The 19,226-nt window shown below is 65.3% G+C and carries 20 protein-coding genes; 8 read left to right on the top strand and 12 right to left on the bottom strand.

What is annotated here, in order from left to right; all coding sequences use genetic code 11:
- The first annotated feature begins 21 nt into the window (after positions 1–21).
- Together AC1PQG_RS15605 and AC1PQG_RS15600 are read left to right on the top strand one after the other, a co-directional pair.
- Positions 22–2,166: a peptidase domain-containing ABC transporter gene (locus AC1PQG_RS15605; protein WP_481118737.1), complete on the top strand. Its 2,145-nt coding sequence runs from the start codon at positions 22–24 to the stop codon at positions 2,164–2,166.
- 5 nt (positions 2,167–2,171) lie between these two features.
- Positions 2,172–3,503, top strand: a complete 1,332-nt coding sequence (locus AC1PQG_RS15600) for an HlyD family type I secretion periplasmic adaptor subunit (protein WP_481118736.1) — start codon at positions 2,172–2,174, stop codon at positions 3,501–3,503.
- Positions 3,504–3,521: 18 nt separating this feature from the next.
- On the opposite strand, the gene selD is transcribed toward AC1PQG_RS15600, so the two are convergent.
- Positions 3,522–4,571 carry a selenide, water dikinase SelD gene (gene selD, locus AC1PQG_RS15595; RefSeq protein ID WP_481118735.1) on the bottom strand — a complete coding sequence of 350 codons (1,050 nt, stop codon included), beginning with the start codon at positions 4,569–4,571 and terminating at the stop codon, positions 3,522–3,524.
- Positions 4,572–4,604: 33 nt separating this feature from the next.
- Here selD and mnmH point away from each other — a divergent pair, with 33 nt between their 5' ends.
- The gene (gene mnmH, locus AC1PQG_RS15590) at positions 4,605–5,675 is read left to right on the top strand and encodes a tRNA 2-selenouridine(34) synthase MnmH (protein WP_481118734.1); all 1,071 of its coding nucleotides are present in this window, start codon (positions 4,605–4,607) and stop codon (positions 5,673–5,675) included.
- A gap of 9 nt (positions 5,676–5,684) precedes the next feature.
- On the opposite strand, the gene AC1PQG_RS15585 is transcribed toward mnmH, so the two are convergent.
- The 4 genes from AC1PQG_RS15585 to AC1PQG_RS15570 form a co-directional block, all read right to left on the bottom strand.
- Positions 5,685–6,437 (bottom strand): response regulator, encoded by a 753-nt coding sequence (locus AC1PQG_RS15585; RefSeq protein ID WP_481118733.1) that lies wholly within the window; start codon positions 6,435–6,437, stop codon positions 5,685–5,687.
- A gap of 108 nt (positions 6,438–6,545) precedes the next feature.
- Positions 6,546–7,964 carry a PhoH family protein gene (locus tag AC1PQG_RS15580; protein ID WP_481118732.1) on the bottom strand — a complete coding sequence of 473 codons (1,419 nt, stop codon included), beginning with the start codon at positions 7,962–7,964 and terminating at the stop codon, positions 6,546–6,548.
- A gap of 49 nt (positions 7,965–8,013) precedes the next feature.
- Complete coding sequence (locus AC1PQG_RS15575) at positions 8,014–8,469, bottom strand: peroxiredoxin (protein ID WP_481118731.1); 456 nt, start codon at positions 8,467–8,469, stop codon at positions 8,014–8,016.
- 84 nt (positions 8,470–8,553) lie between these two features.
- Complete coding sequence (locus AC1PQG_RS15570) at positions 8,554–8,931, bottom strand: Mth938-like domain-containing protein (RefSeq protein ID WP_481118730.1); 378 nt, start codon at positions 8,929–8,931, stop codon at positions 8,554–8,556.
- 145 nt (positions 8,932–9,076) lie between these two features.
- Here AC1PQG_RS15570 and AC1PQG_RS15565 point away from each other — a divergent pair, with 145 nt between their 5' ends.
- The 5 genes from AC1PQG_RS15565 to AC1PQG_RS15545 all read left to right on the top strand — a co-directional run bounded on the left by AC1PQG_RS15565 (position 9,077) and on the right by AC1PQG_RS15545 (position 14,437).
- Positions 9,077–10,375: a pyridoxal phosphate-dependent aminotransferase gene (locus tag AC1PQG_RS15565; RefSeq protein WP_481118729.1), complete on the top strand. Its 1,299-nt coding sequence runs from the start codon at positions 9,077–9,079 to the stop codon at positions 10,373–10,375.
- Positions 10,376–10,408: 33 nt separating this feature from the next.
- Positions 10,409–11,716: a homoserine dehydrogenase gene (locus AC1PQG_RS15560; RefSeq protein WP_481118728.1), complete on the top strand. Its 1,308-nt coding sequence runs from the start codon at positions 10,409–10,411 to the stop codon at positions 11,714–11,716.
- Between the two features lie 175 nt (positions 11,717–11,891).
- The gene (locus tag AC1PQG_RS15555) at positions 11,892–12,701 is read left to right on the top strand and encodes a M23 family metallopeptidase (protein ID WP_481118727.1); all 810 of its coding nucleotides are present in this window, start codon (positions 11,892–11,894) and stop codon (positions 12,699–12,701) included.
- Positions 12,698–13,195, top strand: a complete 498-nt coding sequence (locus tag AC1PQG_RS15550) for a hypothetical protein (protein WP_481118726.1) — start codon at positions 12,698–12,700, stop codon at positions 13,193–13,195. The genes AC1PQG_RS15555 and AC1PQG_RS15550 overlap by 4 nt, the downstream gene beginning before the upstream one ends.
- Before the next feature lie 96 nt (positions 13,196–13,291).
- Entirely contained in the window at positions 13,292–14,437 is a 1,146-nt protein-coding gene (locus tag AC1PQG_RS15545) for a hypothetical protein (protein WP_481118725.1), read from the top strand.
- Between the two features lie 21 nt (positions 14,438–14,458).
- Here AC1PQG_RS15545 and AC1PQG_RS15540 read toward each other — a convergent pair whose 3' ends face one another.
- From AC1PQG_RS15540 to AC1PQG_RS15510, 7 genes are read right to left on the bottom strand one after another with little or no spacing between them, the layout of a single operon-like run.
- Positions 14,459–14,965, bottom strand: coding sequence for a nitrous oxide reductase accessory protein NosL (locus AC1PQG_RS15540; RefSeq protein WP_481118724.1), 507 nt, complete (start codon positions 14,963–14,965; stop codon positions 14,459–14,461).
- A gap of 18 nt (positions 14,966–14,983) precedes the next feature.
- Positions 14,984–15,349, bottom strand: coding sequence for a hypothetical protein (locus tag AC1PQG_RS15535; RefSeq protein WP_481118723.1), 366 nt, complete (start codon positions 15,347–15,349; stop codon positions 14,984–14,986).
- Positions 15,346–15,618 (bottom strand): hypothetical protein, encoded by a 273-nt coding sequence (locus AC1PQG_RS15530; protein ID WP_481118722.1) that lies wholly within the window; start codon positions 15,616–15,618, stop codon positions 15,346–15,348. Before AC1PQG_RS15530 ends, AC1PQG_RS15535 begins: the two co-directional genes overlap by 4 nt.
- 5 nt (positions 15,619–15,623) lie before the next feature.
- Positions 15,624–16,157: a nitrous oxide reductase accessory protein NosL gene (locus AC1PQG_RS15525; protein ID WP_481118721.1), complete on the bottom strand. Its 534-nt coding sequence runs from the start codon at positions 16,155–16,157 to the stop codon at positions 15,624–15,626.
- Positions 16,154–16,969, bottom strand: coding sequence for an ABC transporter permease (locus AC1PQG_RS15520; protein ID WP_374479901.1), 816 nt, complete (start codon positions 16,967–16,969; stop codon positions 16,154–16,156). Before AC1PQG_RS15520 ends, AC1PQG_RS15525 begins: the two co-directional genes overlap by 4 nt.
- Before the next feature lie 12 nt (positions 16,970–16,981).
- Positions 16,982–17,893, bottom strand: a complete 912-nt coding sequence (locus AC1PQG_RS15515; RefSeq protein WP_481118720.1) for an ABC transporter ATP-binding protein — start codon at positions 17,891–17,893, stop codon at positions 16,982–16,984.
- Complete coding sequence (locus AC1PQG_RS15510; RefSeq protein ID WP_481123021.1) at positions 17,874–19,160, bottom strand: nitrous oxide reductase family maturation protein NosD; 1,287 nt, start codon at positions 19,158–19,160, stop codon at positions 17,874–17,876. Before AC1PQG_RS15510 ends, AC1PQG_RS15515 begins: the two co-directional genes overlap by 20 nt.
- Between the last annotated feature and the right edge of the window lie 66 nt (positions 19,161–19,226).

The raw sequence follows: 19,226 nt of genomic DNA, 5'->3' as shown, positions 1-19,226 counted from the left end.
TCCTTGTTTCCTCGAAGAGTAATGGACGCCAAATTCCCTCATGCGGCGATTCAGTGCCTGACCGCGATCGCCCAGCACCATGGCATCCAGATCCATCCTGAGCGGGTGATCCACGAGTACGCGCTGGCCGATGAAGAACCGGCTGACAGCCTGCTTCTCCATATCGCATCCGAGATCGGCCTGAAGGCGAGGTCCGACCGGCTCTCCTGGGACGGCTTGTGTGCCCAGCAGGGGGTTTTCCCGTTGCTGGCGCGTTTCCAGGATGGGGTCTCGGTCATCGTTGTCGGGGTCCAGCCGGGTGAGGGCGGGGCTCGAGTGGCGGTGGTCGATCCACTGGCGGCGACCGCCGGTGTGCAACTCTATGAGCGTGAGGCATTCTGTGCCCGCTGGCAGGGGGCCGTTGTCTTTCTCAAGCGCAGTTATGCGTTGAGTGATCCGCACCAGCCCTTCGGGCTCCGCTGGTTCATTCCCGAGATCCTCAAGCAGAAGACGGCTTTCCGGGACATGGCGCTGGCCGCCGTTGCGATGCATGTCCTTGCCTTGGCGGCCCCGATGTTCTTCCAGCTGGTCATCGACAAGGTCTTGGTGCACCGGACCATGTCCACGCTGTCGGTGCTCGCGGCCGGGGTCGTCATCGCGCTCGTCTTCGATGCCGTGTTCGGCTATGTGCGCCAACTGTTGATGTTGGCGGCGACCAACAAGATCGACATGCGTCTGACCCGACGGACTTTCGGACACTTGTTGTCGCTTCCGATCGATTATTTCGAGACGACGACGGCCGGCGTCATTACGCGGCATATGCAGCAGCTCGAGAGCATCCGGCACTTCCTGACGGGCCGCTTGTTCTTCACGGCGCTCGATACGACGGCGCTGCTGATCTTCCTGCCCCTGCTGTTTGCGTACTCGTTCAAACTGGCCTTGATCGTGCTCGGCTTTACGCTCGTGCTGGCCGGCATTATCGCGGCGCTGCTGCCGACCTATCGGCGGCGTCTGGACGCGTTGTACAGCGCGGAGGGCAAACGCCAGGCCTTGCTCGTGGAGACGATTCACGGCATGCGTACCGTGAAGGCGCTGGCCATCGAGCCGATGCAGCGCCGCATGTGGGATCAGTTGTCGGCGGAGGCCATCACGACCCATTTCAGGGTCGGCCAGATCTCCATTTCCGGCGGCACGATCACCGACTTTCTCGGCAAGTTGCTGCCGGTCACGATCATCGTCGTCGGGGCGCAGGACGTATTCGACCAGACCATCACCGCCGGTGTGTTGATCGCCTTCCAGATGCTCTCCGGGCGCGTGGTGCAGCCCTTGATCCAGATCGTCGGGCTGATCAACGAATACCAGCAGACGGCGCTGTCCGTCCGGATGCTGGGCGAGGTGATGAACCGCCCATCGGAGGGGCGGCTGGGGGCTGGCGGTGTGCGTCCGCAACTGAAGGGTGACATCGCCTTCGAAGATGTGACCTTTCGCTATCCGGGGGCCAGCATCAATGCGCTCGACCGTGCCCGCTTCCGTATTCCGGCCGGGGCCGTGGTCGGGGTGGTGGGGCGCAGCGGATCGGGCAAGACGACGCTCACCAAGCTGATCCAGGGGCTGTATCCGGTGCAGGAAGGGCTTGTGCGCTTTGATGGCCTGGATGCCCGGGAGATCGATCTGGCGCACCTTCGTGGTCAGATCGGCGTCGTGCTGCAGGAGAATTTCCTGTTCCGCGGTACGGTGCGCGACAACATTGCCATGACCAAGCCCGATGCCCCCTTCGAGGAGATCGTCGCGGCGGCCGTTGCGGCCGGTGCCGACGAGTTCATCGAACGCCTGCCGCAAGGGTATGACACGATGCTCGAGGAGAACGCCTCCAACCTCAGCGGTGGTCAGAAGCAGCGCCTCTCCATTGCCCGTTCCCTGCTGCCCAAGCCGCGCATCCTCATTCTCGACGAGGCGGCCAGCGCCCTCGATCCCGAGAGCGAGGCCATCTTCATCCGCAATCTTTCCCAGATTGTCGTCGGACGTACGGTGATCATGATCTCTCACCGTCTCTCTACCCTGGTGAACGCCGATGCCATCCTGGTGATGCACCAGGGGCGTCTGACGGATTGCGGGCGCCACGAGGAACTGCTGACGCGCTGCACGACCTATCAGCAACTTTGGAATCAACAGACAAGCCACCTATGAGCTGGATGCGCAAGAAACAGGCTGGCTCGGAAGAGGCCGCCGTCGATTTTCTGCCCGATGCGGACGAGGTCGAGCAGCGGCCGCTTCCCAGAAGCGCCCGTATCACGCTGCACGCGCTGCTCGCCGCGCTGTTGTGCTTCGTCGTGTGGGCGGTGGTTTCCGACGTCGATCTGGTGGTGGTCGCCCGCGGTCGCCTCGTGACGCCGTTGCCCAACATCGTGGTGCAACCCCTGGAGACGTCGATCATCCAGCAAATCAACGTGCGCCAAGGACAGATCGTCAGGAAGGGCGAGCCGCTGGCGACCCTGGATCCGACCTTCACCGCCGCGGACGAAGCCGAATTGCGGACCCGTCTGCACAGCCTGAACAATCAGCTGGAGCAACTGGAGGGCAGCCTCGCCGGCCGCAAGGTCGGAAAGCCCGAAGGCGCTGATGCGGACAGCCGGCTTCAGGTCGACCTCTCGGGCGAGCGGCAGGCGAGTTATGGCGCGCAGGTTCGCAAGCTGCGCGAAACGATCGAACAGACCCGCGCGGCAATGGAGACGAATCGCCGTGACCAACAGGTCCTGGCATCGCGGGTCAAGGTGCTGAAGGACATGGCCGCGATGCAGGAGCAACTCGTCGCGGAGAAGTACGCGGTGCGCTCGCGTCTGCTCGACGCTCAGGACAGGTTGCTGGAGGCGGAGCGGAGCCTCCAGCTCGCCACCAACAAAGATGCCGAGCTGAGGAGAGAGCTGGCGGCCCAGGAGGCGGAGAAGGCCTCCTTCGAAACGGGCTGGCGTCAGAAACTGATGGAGGAGGTTCTGGCCGTCTCGCGCGAGCGGGATGCCGTCGCCGAGCAGTTGCAGAAGGCCGGGAAACGCCACCGGATGGTCGTGTTGTCGTCCCCGTCGGATGCGGTGGTGCTGGAGATCGCCAAGCTGTCTCAGGGATCAGTCGCCAAGGAGGCCGAGCCGCTGTTCACCCTGGTGCCCCTAGGCGCTGCGCTGGAGGCCGAGGTGGAGGTGGACTCCATGGATGTGGGTTATCTGAAGGTGGGCGATACGGCGCATCTGAAGTTCGACGCTTATCCGTTCCAGCGCCATGGAACGGTGCCGGCGCAGTTGCGGACCATCAGCGAAGATGCCTTCCGTAAGGAAGCGGCGGGCTCTGCCACGGCGTTTTATACCAGTCGGCTGCGTCTCGACGGCGGGCAACTCAAGAGGATGCCCGAGCATGCCCGACTCCTGCCGGGCATGACGCTGAGCGCCGAAATCGTGGTCGGCAAGCGCAGCGTCATGTCCTATCTGGTGTGGCCGCTGGTCAAGGCACTCGACGAGTCGATTCGCGAACCCTGACCATGCGCCGGTTGTACATCAGGGGCGCACCGTAACCTGAGCAGCCCCTGAATGAACCTGCCCGATGATGGCGGCTTCCGTGAAGCCGCCATCACGGAAGGTCGCAAGCACCGTATCGACGGTCTCGGGCGAGCAGGCCACCAGCAGGCCGCCGCTGGTCTGCGCGTCGGCCATCACGCTACGCTGCCACTCCGCTACGCCATCGGCAAACAGCACGTCGTCGCCACAGCTCGCCAGGTTGCGGGCGATGGCGCCGGGGCCGATGCCTTGCTTCGCGAACGGGATTGCCGCCGGCATGATGGGCAGGGCGCCGGCTTCTACCGTCGCACCCAGGCCGGCGCCGCGGCACACCTCCAGCAGGTGGCCGAGCAGGCCGAAGCCGGTGACATCGGTCAACGCATGTACGCCCGGCAGCTTGGCCAGCGCCGGACCCACCTTGTTGAGGCGGGTGGTGGTGGCAACCATCTGCGCGTAGCCGTCGGTATCCAGTACGCCTTTCTTCATCGCTGAGCCGAGGATGCCGACGCCAAGGGGCTTGCCGAGGATCAGCACGTCGCCCTCGCGGGCGTCCCGGTTGCGCTTGATCACGTCCGGATGGGCGATGCCGAGGGCAACGAGGCCGTAGATCGGCTCCGGCGAGTCGATGCTGTGGCCGCCCGCTACCGGAATGCCGGCGTCCGCGCAGACCGCTGCGCCGCCTTCGAGGATACGCCCGATGGCGGCCAGCGGCAGTTTGTTCACTGGCATGCCGACGATGGCCAGCGCCATGATCGGTGTGCCGCCCATCGCGTAGACGTCCGACAGCGCGTTGGTGGCGGCGATGCGCCCGAAGTCGTAAGGATCGTCCACGATCGGCATGAAGAAGTCGGTGGTGGCGATCAAGGCCTGCTCGTCGTTGAGGCGCCACACCGCGGCGTCGTCGGCCGTTTCGGTGCCCACCAGCAGGTTGGCGAAGGGCTGGGCGGCCGGCATGTGGTCGAGCATTTCGCTCAGTACGGCGGGGGCGATTTTGCAGCCGCATCCGCCGCCGTGAGACAATTCGGTGAGTCGCAGGGGGGCTTCGGTCATCTCTGTTTCCTGTCTTTTCCAGTCGTTTCCAACGTGTCCCATCCCGCCCCATTTTCCGCCAGCCTCGACCGGCTCGAAGAGTTCGACGAGATCATCGACGTCCGTTCGCCGGCCGAATACGCCGAAGACCATATTCCGGGGGCGATCAATTGCCCGGTGCTGGATGACGAGGAGCGGGTCCGTGTCGGCACACTCTACAAGCAGGTCTCGCCCTTCGAGGCGCGGAAGGTGGGGGCGGCACTGGTGTCGCGCAATATCGCGCAGCACATCGAGACCCATTTTCTCAATAAGCCGAAGGGCTGGAAACCTCTGATTTACTGCTGGCGGGGGGGCCAGCGCAGCGGCGCGATGACGCTGGTGCTCGGGCAGGTCGGCTGGGGCGCGCGGCGCCTCGACGGTGGCTACAAGAGTTTCCGTCTGCGCGTGCTGGAAGACCTGGCAAGTCTTCCCGAAAAGTTGGGGTTCCGCATTCTGTGCGGCCCGACGGGCAGCGGCAAGACGGCGCTGCTGGAGGCGCTGGCGGCGACGGGGGAGCAGGTCATCGATCTGGAGGCGCTGGCCAACCACAAGGGTTCGGTGCTCGGTGCCGAGCCGAACAGCGAGCAGCCCGGCCAGAAGGCATTCGAAACGGCCCTGTGGACGCAGCTACGGACTTTCGATCCGGCCCGCCCGGTGTGGGCGGAGTCGGAAAGCCGGCGCGTCGGCCGGCTGCATGTTCCGCCTGAACTCTTCGAACGTCTGCGTGACGGCGATTGCGTGCGCATCGAAGCCGCGCTGCCGGCGCGGGTGGATCATCTGCTCGAGCGTTACACCAGCCTGATCGCCGATCCCGTCGATTTCAACGCCAAGCTGGAGCGCCTGGTGGGTCAGCACGGGCACAAGCAGGTCGGCGAATGGCAGGCGCTGGTGATGGCCGGTGAATGGCGGCAGCTGGCCGAAAAGCTGATCGTCGATCACTATGATCCGGCCTACCGGCGTGGTGGTGAGGGGCTGTACCGGCGGGCCGATCAGGCCCGCGTGCAACCTGTGAACAAGCTGGATCGGGCCACGCTGGCCAGCGTGGCCCGCAGTCTGAGGGACGGGGCAGTTCAGGCGGATGCCTGAACTGCGGATTCACGAGTCCAGGCGGACGGCGATTTCGGCCAATGTCGCCTCGAGGGCCGTGGCAAGCTCTTCGGCGAGCGTCAGCGCCTCGGGCTGGGACTGACGGGAGGCCTGTTCGGCGCGTAGTGCCAGGGCCATCAGCGCATTGGCCATGATGTTGCCGGACGAGCTCTTGAGCGGATGGGCAATGGGCGCGATCGCGCTGATATCACCGCTGGCTGCGGCTGCGCGCAGCGTCGCCACCGTCGGGGTCTGGCTCTGGATGAACACACCGAGCAGGCGGCGGATGAAGTCGGCCTTGCCCGGAAAGCGCGCCTCCAGCGCCTGCCAGTCTATGGTGCCGGCCGAGCGCTCCAGGGTGTGCCGGCGGATCAATGTGACCAGGGCTTCCGGGTCGATGGGTTTGCTGATCTGGGCACTCATCCCGGCGGCACGGCAGCGCGCCTGTTCTTCGGCGCCCGAATTGGCCGTCTGGCCGATGATGGGCAAGTCCGGTGAATGGGCATGGATGCGCCGGGCCGCTTCATAGCCGTCCATTTCGGGCATCTGGATGTCCATCAGCACCAACTGGAAGGTCTTGGGGCCGGCTTCGGTGACGCGGTCCACTGCGGCGCGCCCGGTGCCGACGATCTCCACCTGGGCACCCTCGTAGCGCAGGACATCGTCCAATACGATCTGGTTGATCTCGTCGTCCTCCGCGGCGAGAACCGTGATGCCCGTCAGGCGGGGCGTGGCGGAAATGTCTTGTGTTGTCTCGTTCATCGGATTTTTCTCCCCGTAGCCGGATCCGCGTTATTTTTGTGAAAACCCCGGATGGGGCATGGCGGGACGAACCGGAGCAAGCAGTCCGTCCCGCGTACAGCGTACTACTTATAGGACTTCCGCCGCGTGGTCCGCAAGCCGCGAGCGTTCCCCGCGCTGCAGCGTGATATGGCCGGAGTGCGGCCAGCCCTTGAAACGGTCCACCACATAGGTCAGGCCCGACGAACCCTCGGTGAGGTAGGGCGTGTCGATCTGCGCGATGTTGCCCAGGCACACCACCTTGGTGCCGGGGCCGGCACGGGTGATCAGCGTCTTCATCTGTTTCGGCGTCAGGTTCTGCGCCTCGTCGATGATCAGGAACTTGTTGATGAAGGTGCGCCCGCGCATGAAGTTCAGCGACTTGATCTTGATACGGCTGCGGATCAGGTCGCGGGTCGCTGCGCGGCCCCATTCGCCGCCCTCGCCGGTGGTGCCGTTGAGCACGTCCAGGTTGTCTTCCAGCGCGCCCATCCACGGGGCCATCTTCTCTTCTTCCGTGCCCGGCAGGAAGCCGATGTCCTCGCCCACCGGCACGGTGACGCGGGTCATGATGATCTCGGAGTAGCGCTTGGTCTCCAGCACCTGGGTCAGGCTGGCGGCCAGCGTCAGCAGCGTCTTGCCGGTGCCGGCCTGGCCGAGCAGGGTGACGAAATCGATCTCCGGGTTCATCAACAGGTTGAGGGCGAAGTTCTGCTCCCGGTTGCGGGCGGTGATGCCCCACACGTTGTTCTTCTGGTGGGAGTAATCGATGAGCGTCTCGAGGGTGACGGTCTTGCCGGCCTTGTCCTTGACCCAGGCCTGCAGCGGCTGCTCGCCCTCCTGGTAGACGAACTCGTTGACCAGCATGTCCGGTGCGTCCGGGCCCTTGATCTTGTAATAGGTCCGGCTTTCCTGCTTCCACGACTCCATGTCCTTGCCGTTGGCGTCCCAGAAGGCGGTATCGATCTCCTTGGTGCCGGTGTACAGCAGGTCGGTGTCTTCGAGGACCTTGTCGTTGAAGTAGTCCTGCGCCTCCAGGCCCAGCGCACGGGCCTTGATGCGCATGTTGATGTCCTTCGAGACGAGGATCACCGAACGCTTCCGGTCGAACTTCTCGAACAGGTACATCACCACCGCGAGGATCTGGTTGTCGCCCTTGGAGGTGGGCAGCGCTGCCGGCAGCTGGCTGTTGATAGCCTCGGTCTGCAGGAACAGGCGGCCGCTGGCGAGCTCGCTGGAAGGGCCGAGCAGGCTGATGCCGGCTTCGATTCCCTCCGGGCAGCTCTGCACGATCTCATCGAGGGTGCGGCTGGCCTGGCGTGCGTTGCGGGCAACCTCGGACATGCCCTTCTTGTTGGAGTCGAGCTCCTCGAGGGTCATCATCGGCACGAAGATGTCGTGCTCTTCGAAGCGATAAAGGCTCGTCGGGTCGTGCATCAGCACGTTGGTATCGAGGACGAAAAGCTTGGTAGCGGGGGTCTTGGACTTCGCAGGGCGTCGGGTAGCCATGATGTCGGTCTTCTCGTCGGTCGTGGAAGGGGATGGAGCAGTTCCTGCCTTACAAGGTTTTCACGTAGTCGAGCACCTCCTGGGCATGGCCGGGGACCTTGACGCCGCGCCATTCGCGGCGCAGCACGCCGTCGGCGTCAATGACGAAAGTGCTGCGTTCAATCCCGCGCACCTGTTTCCCATACATGTTTTTCAGCTTCATGACGCCGAACAGCGTACAGGCGGTCTCGTCCGGGTCGGAGACGAGGTCGAAGGGCAGGGCCTGCTTGGTGCGGAAGTTTTCGTGGGATTTGAGGCCGTCCCGCGACAGGCCCAGCACGATGGTGCCGGCGGCCAGGAACTCGGGGTGCAGGTCGCGGAACTGCTGGCTCTCGGTGGTGCAGCCCGGGGTGCTGTCCTTCGGGTAGAAATACAGCACCACCTTGCTGCCCTTCAGCGCGGAAAGGGTGAGCGTCTGCCCGCCGGTGGCGGGCAGGCTGAAATCGGGTGCGGCCTGGTCAAGCATGGTTTCTCCGGAAATTGACTATTCCGGCGTCAGCCTAATCCCAAGATGCAGGCCTGGCAATGCATCCAGGCATATGAAGGGTATTCACTCCGGATCGAACAGAAGTGCTGCGGCCACGTTACGATGTTCCGCTACCAGGATGTTGTAGGTCCGGCAGGCGGAGCCCAGATCCATCACCTCCAGCCCGATGCGGGCCTCGATCAGCGCGCGCATCAGGCGCGGCTGTGGAAAGCGCTGCTTCATGCCGGTGCCGAGGATCAGGATCTCGCAGCCCAGCGTGGCCAGGCGCTGGAAGGCGGCTTCGTCGAGCGCATCGAAACCGCCGGCGTGCCAGTCGGTTTCGATGCGCTCGGGCATCACGATCACGCTGGCTTCGTAACGGGTATCGGAAACCATCACGTGGCGGGCGTCGTAGCGGGCGATGGTGTTGTATTGCTCGCTCTTGTCGAGGTGGAGTTTCATGGGCGGCTTCTCTGCAGTGGGCACTCTTACTGATTGATTGGACGCGGATTTGCCCGGTCCGGGTGGCTTGGGTAACATTATAGCTTTGCGTCGCCGGGCACCCGACCGGGTTTCATCACCGATCGTCCCTGACGGGGCCATGACCATGAGCCGCCAAGCCAAATTGCGGGTTGTCAACGAGCAGCCCGCGCTCACCAGTAAGGAAACGGAAACCGCCGTGCAACCTATCCGCAAGTCCGACAAGCTCGCCAACGTCTGTTACGACATCCGCGGCCCCGTGCTGCAAAAGGCGAAGCAGATGGAGGACGAGGGCCACAAGATCATCAAGCTGAACATCGGCAACCTGGCCGCGTTCGGCTTCGACTCCCCCGAAGAAATCCAGCTCGACATGATCCGCAACCTGCCCAACGCAGCAGGCTACTCGGACTCCAAGGGGATCTTCTCGGCCCGCAAGGCGATCATGCATTACACCCAGCAGAAGCGCATCAAGGGTGTGACGCTGGAAGACATCTACGTCGGCAACGGCGTTTCCGAACTGATCGTGATGGCCATGAACGCGCTGCTCAACAGCGGCGACGAAGTGCTCGTCCCAGCCCCCGACTACCCGCTGTGGACCGCCGCGGTGAGCCTCTCCGGCGGCACCCCCGTGCACTACATCTGCGACGAGGCCAACGAGTGGCTGCCCGACCTGGCCGATATCCGCGCCAAGATCAGCCCGCACACCCGCGCCATCGTCCTGATCAATCCGAACAACCCGACCGGTGCCGTCTATCCGGACGAAACCCTCAAGGCCATCGTCCAGATCGCCCGTGAGCACGGCCTGATCATCTACGCCGACGAGGTCTACGACAAGGTGCTGTACGACGGCGTCGAGCACACCTCCATTGCCTCCCTGTCGGAAGACGTGCTGACCGTCACCTTCAACGGCCTGTCCAAGAACTATCGCTCCTGCGGCTACCGCGCCGGCTGGCTGGTGGTGTCCGGCGACAAGCGTCCGGCGGCCGACTACATCGAAGGCCTCAACATGCTGGCCTCGATGCGCCTGTGTGCCAACGTGCCCGGCCAGCATGCGATCCAGACCGCCCTCGGCGGCTACCAGAGCATCGAAGATCTGGTTTCCCCCGGCGGCCGCATGCGTCGCCAGCGCGACCTGGCCCACGAGCTGATCACCGCCATCCCGGGTGTCAGCTGCGTCAAGCCGAAGGCCACGCTGTACATGTTCCCGCGCCTCGATCCCAAGATCTATCCGATCGAGGACGACCAGCAGTTCATCGCCGAACTGCTGGAGGCCGAGCGCGTGCTGCTGGTTCAGGGCACCGGCTTCAACTGGCCGAGCCCGGACCACTTCCGTCTGGTCTTCCTGCCCCACGAGGAAGACCTCAAACTCGCCATCGCCCGCATCGCCCGCTTCCTCGAAAGCTACCGCAAACGGCACGGCACCTGATTTCACCCCTAGACCCTTACCTTCACCAGACACATGAAACCCATCAATGTTGGCCTCCTGGGCATCGGCACCGTAGGCGGTGGCACCTTTACCGTTCTCAAGCGCAACGAAGAAGAAATTACCCGCCGTGCCGGCCGGCCGATCCGAATTACTGCGGTGGCCGACAAGAACCTGGAACTGGCGAAGAGCGTGGCGGGCGCCGACGTGCGCATCACCGACGACGCCTTCTCGGTGGTCACCGACCCCGAGATCGACATCGTCGTCGAGCTGATCGGCGGTTACGGCGTCGCCAAGGAACTGGTGCTGAAGGCCATCGAGAACGGCAAGCACGTGGTCACCGCCAACAAGGCGCTGCTGGCCGTGCATGGCAACGAGATCTTTGCCGCCGCCCAGAAGAAGGGCGTGATGGTTGCGTTCGAAGCTGCCGTCGCCGGTGGCATCCCCATCATCAAGGCGCTGCGTGAAGGCCTCTCGGCCAACCGCATCCAGTGGCTGGCCGGCATCATCAACGGCACCACCAACTTCATCCTGTCCGAGATGCGCGACAAGGGCCTGCCCTTCGCCGACGTGCTCAAGGAAGCCCAGCGCCTCGGCTACGCCGAAGCCGACCCCACCTTCGACATCGAAGGCGTGGACGCTGCCCACAAGGCAACCCTGATGGCCTCCATCGCCTTCGGCGTGCCGGTCCAGTTCGACAAGGCCTACGTGGAAGGCATCACCAAGCTCGAAGCGGCCGACATCAAGTACGCCGAGCAACTGGGTTACCGCATCAAGCTGCTGGGCATCGCCCGCCGCCGTCCGCAGGGCATCGAGCTGCGCGTGCACCCCACGCTGATCCCCGAAAAGCGCCTGATCGCCAACGTGGAAGGCGCGATGAACGCCGTGCTGGTGCAGGGTGACGCCGTCGGCGCCACGCTGTATTACGGCAAGGGCGCCGGTGCCGAGCCGACCGCCAGCGCCGTGATCGCCGACCTCGTCGACGTCACCCGCCTGCACACCGCCGATCCGGAACACCGCGTGCCGCACCTGGCCTTCCAGCCGGACCAGATCACCGATGTGCCGGTGCTGCCGATCGACGAAGTCGAGACCAGCTACTACCTGCGCCTGCGCGTGCTCGACAAGCCGGGCGTGCTGGCCGACATCACCCGCATCCTGGCCGATCAGGGCATCTCCATCGACGCCATGCTGCAGCGTGAGCCGGAAGAGGGCGAGTCCCAGACCGACATCATCATCCTGACCCACCTGACCATCGAGAAGAACGTGGATACCGCCATCGCCAAGATCGAGAGCCTCGACTCCGTGGCCGGCAAGGTGATTCGTCTGCGTCTCGAGAACCTCTGATCGGGTTTCGCGTCTCACCAGAAAAAGCCACGCACTGTCGTGGCTTTTTTTTCGCCTGCACAGGGCCCCGGCACGGTGCCGATGGGTGACAGCCTTGTCGGGCAGGCTATGCTGAGTACTCGGATGGTGGCGTGGGCACTCTGCGTGCCGCCGGACGGACCAGGAGGAAAGCCGTATGGATATCAGTGCATCGGTCGGGGCGTGGGAGCGGGGCGCCCAGAACCACAAGGACGATGTGATCGTCGTCCAGACCCTGCTGACCGGAGCCGCCGGCCGGCTGGCCCAGCCGGCCATCGACCCCAGGGGCATCGACGGCGGCATTGCCCGGCCACCGAAGGACTCCGCCACGGTCGCAGCGATCAAGGCCTTCCAGCGCTTGTCCGGTCTGGCACCGACGGGGCTGATTGCTGTGCAGAGCCAGGACTGGCAGCGCCTGCTGATGGCCGCCGGCCGCGTCGATGGCGGCGGCGGTGCATCCGATGAAGCGTATTTTCCGCTGCCGATCCTGCCCAGGGCAGACTGGATCCAGCCGCCGCGTGCCTATGGCTCGAACCGCAGCAGCGGCGCCCGCGCCCACGCTGGCTGCGATCTGTATGCCCCCATTGGCACCACCGTCCATGCGGTCTGTGCCGGCGTGGTGGTGCGCGACCCCTACGCCTTCTATGCGGAAACCGACGCGCTGGAGATCGACCATGGGGATTTCCTGATCCGCTACGGCGAGATCCAGCCCGGCTCGCCGCTGCGCAAGGGCGAGCGGGTGACTGCCGGCCAGTTCATCGCCAAGGTCGGGCACCTGGTCGGCGTCAGCGTACCGAGCGCCATGCTGCACCTGGAAATGTACGCGGGTACCGCCAGCGGCCGCCTGACCGTGGGGGAGGACGAGTCCGCCCGACGCGCGGATGGCATCCCCTTCCTGCGTAGAGCCGACCTCATCGACCCGACGCCCTATCTGGACAAATGGAAGCTGCACCTGCCCAAGGCATGACATATCGAACGCTGCTGTGCGGCGGCCTGGCCGCCCTGTTGACGATCTCTGTTCCCACCCATGCCGCCACGCCGTGCAAGGCAGGTCCGCCGGACGGCACCAGCGTATTGACCGGCGACTTCGACGGCGACGGCACGCCCGACCGCCTGTGGGTGCGCCGCCAGTCCCGCGCGGCCATCCCTGCGCTGGCCTGGGACCCGTGGAATGCCCGCCTGCGCCGCAATGCCGGCGTGGCCTTCATGCTGGTGGTGGATCGCCACGCCGGCTGTACGCTGATCCAGAACCGCCGCTTCTTCTCCACCCCGATCTGGCAAGAGAGCCCCGCGCCGCTGCAGGTGCTGCCCCAGGATGCGCCGCAGGCCGAGGCGTGGCGTGCCTTTGCGCCGCGTTGGCGGGGCGACGGCATCCTGCTCGGCAGCGAGGCCGGCATCGACATGCTGCTGTACTGGGACGGGCGGCGCTTCCGCGTCGTCCATTCCAAGGACACCCCATAGCAAAACAACGCGCATATTTCTTGGCACTTCGATGCGTCTCGTCTAATTTTGGATGACGCCGGCCTAGCGTGCCGGTACCAACCGGACGAGGGCGAGATGGCGACACGATTCAAGTACGAGAACGATTTCCTGGTGGGCGGCCCGGCGGCGGGCAGCGTGACGCCGAGTTTTCAGCTGCGCGAGTACGCCCGGCCGGACGGTAGCGTGCACATCCACCGGGAGCTGGTCGGCTCCGTGCAGGTGCTGCGCGACGCCATCGGCATGCCGCTGAAGATCGCCTCGGTGCTGCCGGTGGACGGCCATGGCGAGGGGCTGGAAGGGCGCTTCGTGTGGGTCACCTGCGCCAAGCCGGAAGAACTCGCCAAGTCCGCCTCCCGCCTCGCGCAGGAAGGGCATTTCCAGCGCGTCGAGCAGGAAGGCAAGCTGGTTTACCTGGAAATGCCCGATCCCGCCGCGCTGCCGGCGGTGCGCCCGGAACTCGCCATCGCCAACGCGCTGCGCGTCACCGCCGCCTTCGAGACCAGCGGCGATCCCTTCCAGCAGGTCACCGGCAATTTCGACGGTGCCGGCCTGTCCTTCGGGCCGCTGCAGGTCAACCTCAAGACCGGCACGCTGCAGGAACTCTTCAAACGCTTCGCGGTGCGCGACGAGGCGGCGCTCAAGGCCTGTTTCGGAAAGCTGTGGCCCGAGTGGCAGGCCATGCTCAAGCTGCCCAGCCTGGCCAAGCAGGTCGCCTGGGCCGACGCCCTGTCCCGTGGTGGGCGCAAGACCGATTTCGACCCGGCCTGGAAGGCCGCGCTGCAGGCGGTGGGCCGTGTCCCGGCCTTCTACACCGAGACCCTGCAGTACGCCTATGACGTGTATGGCCGCAAGCTGATCGCCGCGCTGTCGTGGCTGCATGGCCTCAACCCGATCCGCATCGACAACGTGCGCTGCCTGGCGGCGCTGTACGACCTGTGCGTGCAGCAAGGCAGCCTCGACAAGGCGCGTGACGCCATCCGCGCCCGCGTGGACAAGGAGAAGCCCGCCGACCAGTTCCATCTCACCCGCATCGCGGTGGAGGAGCGTGGCAAGACCGCGCTGCCCCCGTGGCGGGCCGACTGCGTCAGCCGCCGCCTGTGCATCCTCGACCGGGAGCCGGTGCCGATCACCCTCAACGGCAAATCGGCGGAGCGCGTCAATCCGCAGCTCTACCTGCTGCGCAACGCGCCGGTGAGCCGCATCGAGCAATACCTGTTGTAAGCCGCCCGCGGCGGGCGGCGCCTAGTGGTGGTGCCCGCCGCTGTTCAGGCTCTTGATCACGTCCCGCGTCACCTCGCCGAAGGCCAGCACCTTGCCGCCCTGGGCCTTGGCAAAGGCTTCCGCCGCCTCGCGGGTAGCGAATGCCGGCAGGTTGGGATCGTTCATCGGCCCGGTGGCCTTCGAGCCGAGCACGAAGAAAGCTTTCTTCGCATCCACTGGCGTCTTGCGCTCGTAGTCCGCCACATAGATCGCGCCGATGTCCGCCGGCTTGTGCTGCTTGTCGAACAACACCATGTTGTTGAGGAAGCGGAACAGGTCCACCGGCGAATCGAAATGGCTGGCGCTCTGGTCATTGAAGACGATCTGCGCCGCCCACTGGGGCGTGCGTGCCGGATACATGCCGCACACCGGGCAGCGCGCCGCGCGCGGGATCGCCTGGGCGGCGAGATCGACGGCGAAGGCCGGCATCGACAGGGCCAGCGCCAGCAGCGGTGCGGCGAGGCGGGCAGGGGACAAGCGAGAAAGCATGACGAAGCTCCTTGGGGCTTAAGGGGCGGACTTGCGTTCGAGCAGCGGGTCGGCAAGCACCGCATCGAGCACCGCGCGCAGGTTGTCCCACGGGGCCGCGCCGCACACCGTCAGCGGATCGTGCTGCAGATTGCCGTCGGCGGCGTGCAGGTGGTTGGGCCAGGTGGCCAGATCCTTGTGCACCGGCGCGGTGTCGATGCGCAGCTCCGCCTCGCCCCAGGCCCACGCGATGGCATAGGCGTCGGGGGCGGCGATGCGGGCCTCCATCACCACGCCGTTGTCCAGGCGCAGGATCAGCGCATCCAGCTTGATCTCCGGCGCCGATTCCAGATGGGCGCCAAGGTCTTCTTCCACGCGGGCGGCGAGTTCCAGATGCAGGTTCATTGTTCCTGGGCCTCCTTGACGAGGGCGGCCAGCTCGGCGCGCACCTGGTTGTGCAGCCCGTTGAGGATGCGCACCGACAGATAGTGTTCGTAGCCCGGATGCTCGGGTAGCTGGCCGTCGACGATGCAAGCCAGCGCCTGCTCGGCATCCGCCGCGCCGAGGCGGGCCAGCATGTCGTCGCGGGCGGCGCGCACTTCGTACATCAGGCGCGACACGCGCTGGATCTCCAATGCGTGCTCGGCGGGAACCTTGTCGTAGAAATTGTCCATCGGGCTTACATCCTTTGATCGTGCAACGCGCCGCCGTCCAGGCGGGCCATGTCGGGGGTGACTTCGGAGAACGCGACGACCTTGCCGCCTTCGGCGGCGGCAAACTTCTGCGCCCCCTCGCGGGTGCCGAAGGAGGGCAGCGTCGGGCCCATCGCGGCGCGCTTCTTCGAACCCACCACGTAGAAGGCCGTCTTGGCGTCGATCCACGCGCCCTTCGGCTCCTCCCAGGTCGTCTTGTCGAGGTCCTGCACGTAGATCGCGGCCACCTTGCGGGCTTGCTCCGGCTTCAGGTAGATCGAGAACATCTCCATCGTGTCGCAGAAGAACTCCGGCTCCGGCTGGCCGGCGAAGTGGATCTGCGCCTTGGGACCGGGATAGTCGCCGAGCAGCATGCCGTCGAGGGCGCAGAAGGTGTCCTTGCCGATCTCCGTCGGGGCGACCTTGCTATCGACGCTCTGGCCGCAGGCCGTCAGCAGGCCGCAGGCCAGCAGCACGGCGGCCAGGCGTGGCAGGGCGCGGAAGGGGGAGGGGCGTTTCATCGTTCGAATCTCCAGATGGCCACCATCAGCGGGCCGGCGATCCACGCCAGCATCACGCCGCCCAGGGTGGCCGGATGGCTGAGGGCTTCGGGGAACACGGTGGCGAGGCCGTACAGCGTACGCACCTCGTCCAGGCTGAACACGTTGAGCACGCGGAACACGTCCGCCGGGTTGAGCAGCAGCAGATAGGGGAAGACCGTGCCGCCGTAGTCGCCGGCGGTGACCACCAGCGCACCGAGGATCAGCAGGTCGAACACCAGCACGAAGAAGAACCACGTGCCGATGGCCATGCCCGAGGCCCGCGTGCGGTCGCTGGCGAACACTGAAAGCATTACCGCCAGGCTCAGGAAGGCGAAGCCGAGCAGGATCGCCGAGGCCATGAAGCCGGCGTAGTGGAACAGCGCGTTGAGGTCCAGCTGTGGCGACAGGATCACCCCCACCGCGCCGAAGCCGGCGATGGTCGAGAAGGCCAGCGCGCCGGCCAACCCGGCGTACTTGCCGAGGATCAGCTCCTTGCGGGTGATCGGCAGCGTCAGCAGCAGGTCCAGCGAGCCCCGTTCCCGCTCGCCGACGATGGCGTCGAAACCGAGGATCAAGGCGATCAGCGGGATCAGGTAGATCACCAGGCTGACCAGCGAGGCGATGGTCACGTCGATGGAGTGGAAACCCACCGTGCCCTGCTGGGCTGCGCCGAAATAGGCGATGACCAGCGCGAACACCGTGAACACCACGGCCACGGCCAGCACCCAGCGGTTGCGGATGCGGTCCCAGAATTCCTTGCCGGCGACGATGCCGATCTGTCTGAAGTCGATGGAGAACATGGTTCAGGTCCGGTAGCCGAAGAACACGTCCTCGAGGGACGGCTCACGCACATGGAGGTCGCGCAGCGTCTCGCCCAGGGTGGCGAGGCGGGCGAGGGCGGGCATCTTGGCTTCGCGGGGCAGGCGGATGTGCAGGCTGTGGCCTGAATCGTCGATGCCGTCGATGGCGAGGCCTTCGAGCACCCGCGCCACCTGCTCGCGCAGGCCTGCGCCGCCGGCAATCTCCAGCGTCAGCGGCAGGTTCATCGCCTCGCGCAGGGACTGCACCGTGCCGGTCGCGCGGATCACGCCGCCTTCCATGATCGCCAGCCGATCCACGCGCTCCTGGATCTCGGCGAGGATGTGGGAGGTGAGCACCATCGTCACCCCCTCGTCGCGCAGCTCCCGCAGGATGCGGTAGAAGTCGCGGATCGCCCCCGGATCGAGGCCGGTGGTCGGCTCGTCGAGGAAGAGCAGGCGCGGCTTGCCGAGCAGGGCCTGGGCAAAGCCGAGGCGCTGGCGCATGCCCTTCGAGTATTCCCGCACGCGCCGGCCGGCGGCGTGGGCGAGGCCCACTTTTTCCAGCAGCGCGGCACAGCTGCTGCGCGGCACTGCCTTCAGGTCGGCGAAGAAATACAGGGTCTCGATGCCGGTCAGGTTGTCGTAGAGGACGACGTTTTCCGGCAGGTAGCCGATCTTGCGGCGCGTATCCCGAAAGCGCGGTCCGGTCACGGACTCCCCGTCCAGGCGGATCTCGCCGCGGGTGGCGGGGATCAGCCCGAGCATCATCTTGAACAACGTGCTCTTGCCGGCGCCGTTATGGCCGATCAGGCCGAACAGCTCGCCGGCGGCAATGGAAAGGTCGACCCCCTTCACCGCCTGTACGGAGCCGAAGTCCTTGGTCACACCGCGGGCTTCAACGATAGTGCTTGCCAAGCCAGTTTCTCCAGTCGGAATGTTCGGGGCGCATGCGTGGATTCTTGTCCACGATGCTGGGGGCGCGCAGCAGCGGAAACTGCTGGGCGATCAGGCGCAAAGTTTGAATAGCCGGGCTGGCGAGCAGCAGCTTGACCATCGGATGGCGCCACGACAGGCGGTCCACCATGTCGTTGGCCTCATAAGGTACGTCGCCGTGACCATCGCCGTTGCGGTCCCAGCCCACGTAGTTGCTCCAGTGGTTGCCCACCTTGCCACCCCAGGGCTCGTCCTTGGTGGCCACGTACTTGATCTGCTCCCGGTTGGAGATGAAATCGTTTCCCTCCACCGTGTTGCGCACCGAGCCCGCCCACAGGTGCACGCCCACCTGGTTATCCACCACCAGGTTGTTGCGCAGGGTGTTGTACTCGGCGTCGTAGATGAAGAAGCCGCGCGCATTGCCGGCCACCACGTTGTTCTCCACCACCGAATCCTGAATCGTCCGCAGCATGATGCCGTGGTCCGAGTTGCCCCAGGCCTTGTTGTTGCGCACAGTGAGGTTGCGCACCTCCATCAGCGCCAGGCCGCCGCGGTTCAAATAGCTCTCGTTGTCCTCCCACAGGTTGTAGTGGGAGTTCATGTAGTGGGTGCCGTAGCGGCTGTGGTGCATCTTGTTGCCACGAAAGACCGCGTGGTTGGTGATGTCCACGTAGATCGCGTCGCGCACGAAGCTGATGTGGTTGCCGATGATCTGCGCGCCGGCGCTGTTGTAGAGCTCGATGCCGTTGCCGCGCTGGGCCGAATCCACGTCCCGCTTGCCGGTGATGATGTTGTATTCCACCCGCACGTCGCGGGCCTTCTCGATCCACAGCCCGAACAGCGTGTAGCTGAAATCGCAATGCGCCACGCGGGCGCGGTCGGCGCCCGGCTGGATGTACACGCCGGCGTTCTGGGCGCCCAGGTCGGCGCCGGAATTGGAAATGATGAAGCCCTCGATATTCACATCGGTGGCCACCACGCGGATCGTGTCGCCGTGGCCTTGACCATCGAGGGTCGGGCGGCTGTCGCCGACCAGTTTCACCGGCTTGTCGATACGCAGGTTCTCCGCGTAAGTGCCGCGGGCCACGTGCACTGTGTCGCCGGCAGCTGCGCGGTTGAGCGCGGCCTGGATCGACTCGCCCGGCTTCACCAGCCAGTCGGCCCCATGGGCCGCCAGCGCTGGCACGGCCAGCAGGGTGGCAAGGCCACTGCGGACGACAGAACGAAGGGTGAAACGAGAAAGCAGCATGGATGGAATGGAAGCAGCTGACGGGAAGTGACTCTGGGCGCCAGTCTGCGGCGGAATGTCGCAGCT

Source organism: Zoogloea sp. GDB6 (assembly GCF_056724105.1).
The sequence above is the reverse complement of the archived record's forward strand: the minus strand, read 5'-3'. Positions and strand labels throughout refer to the sequence as shown.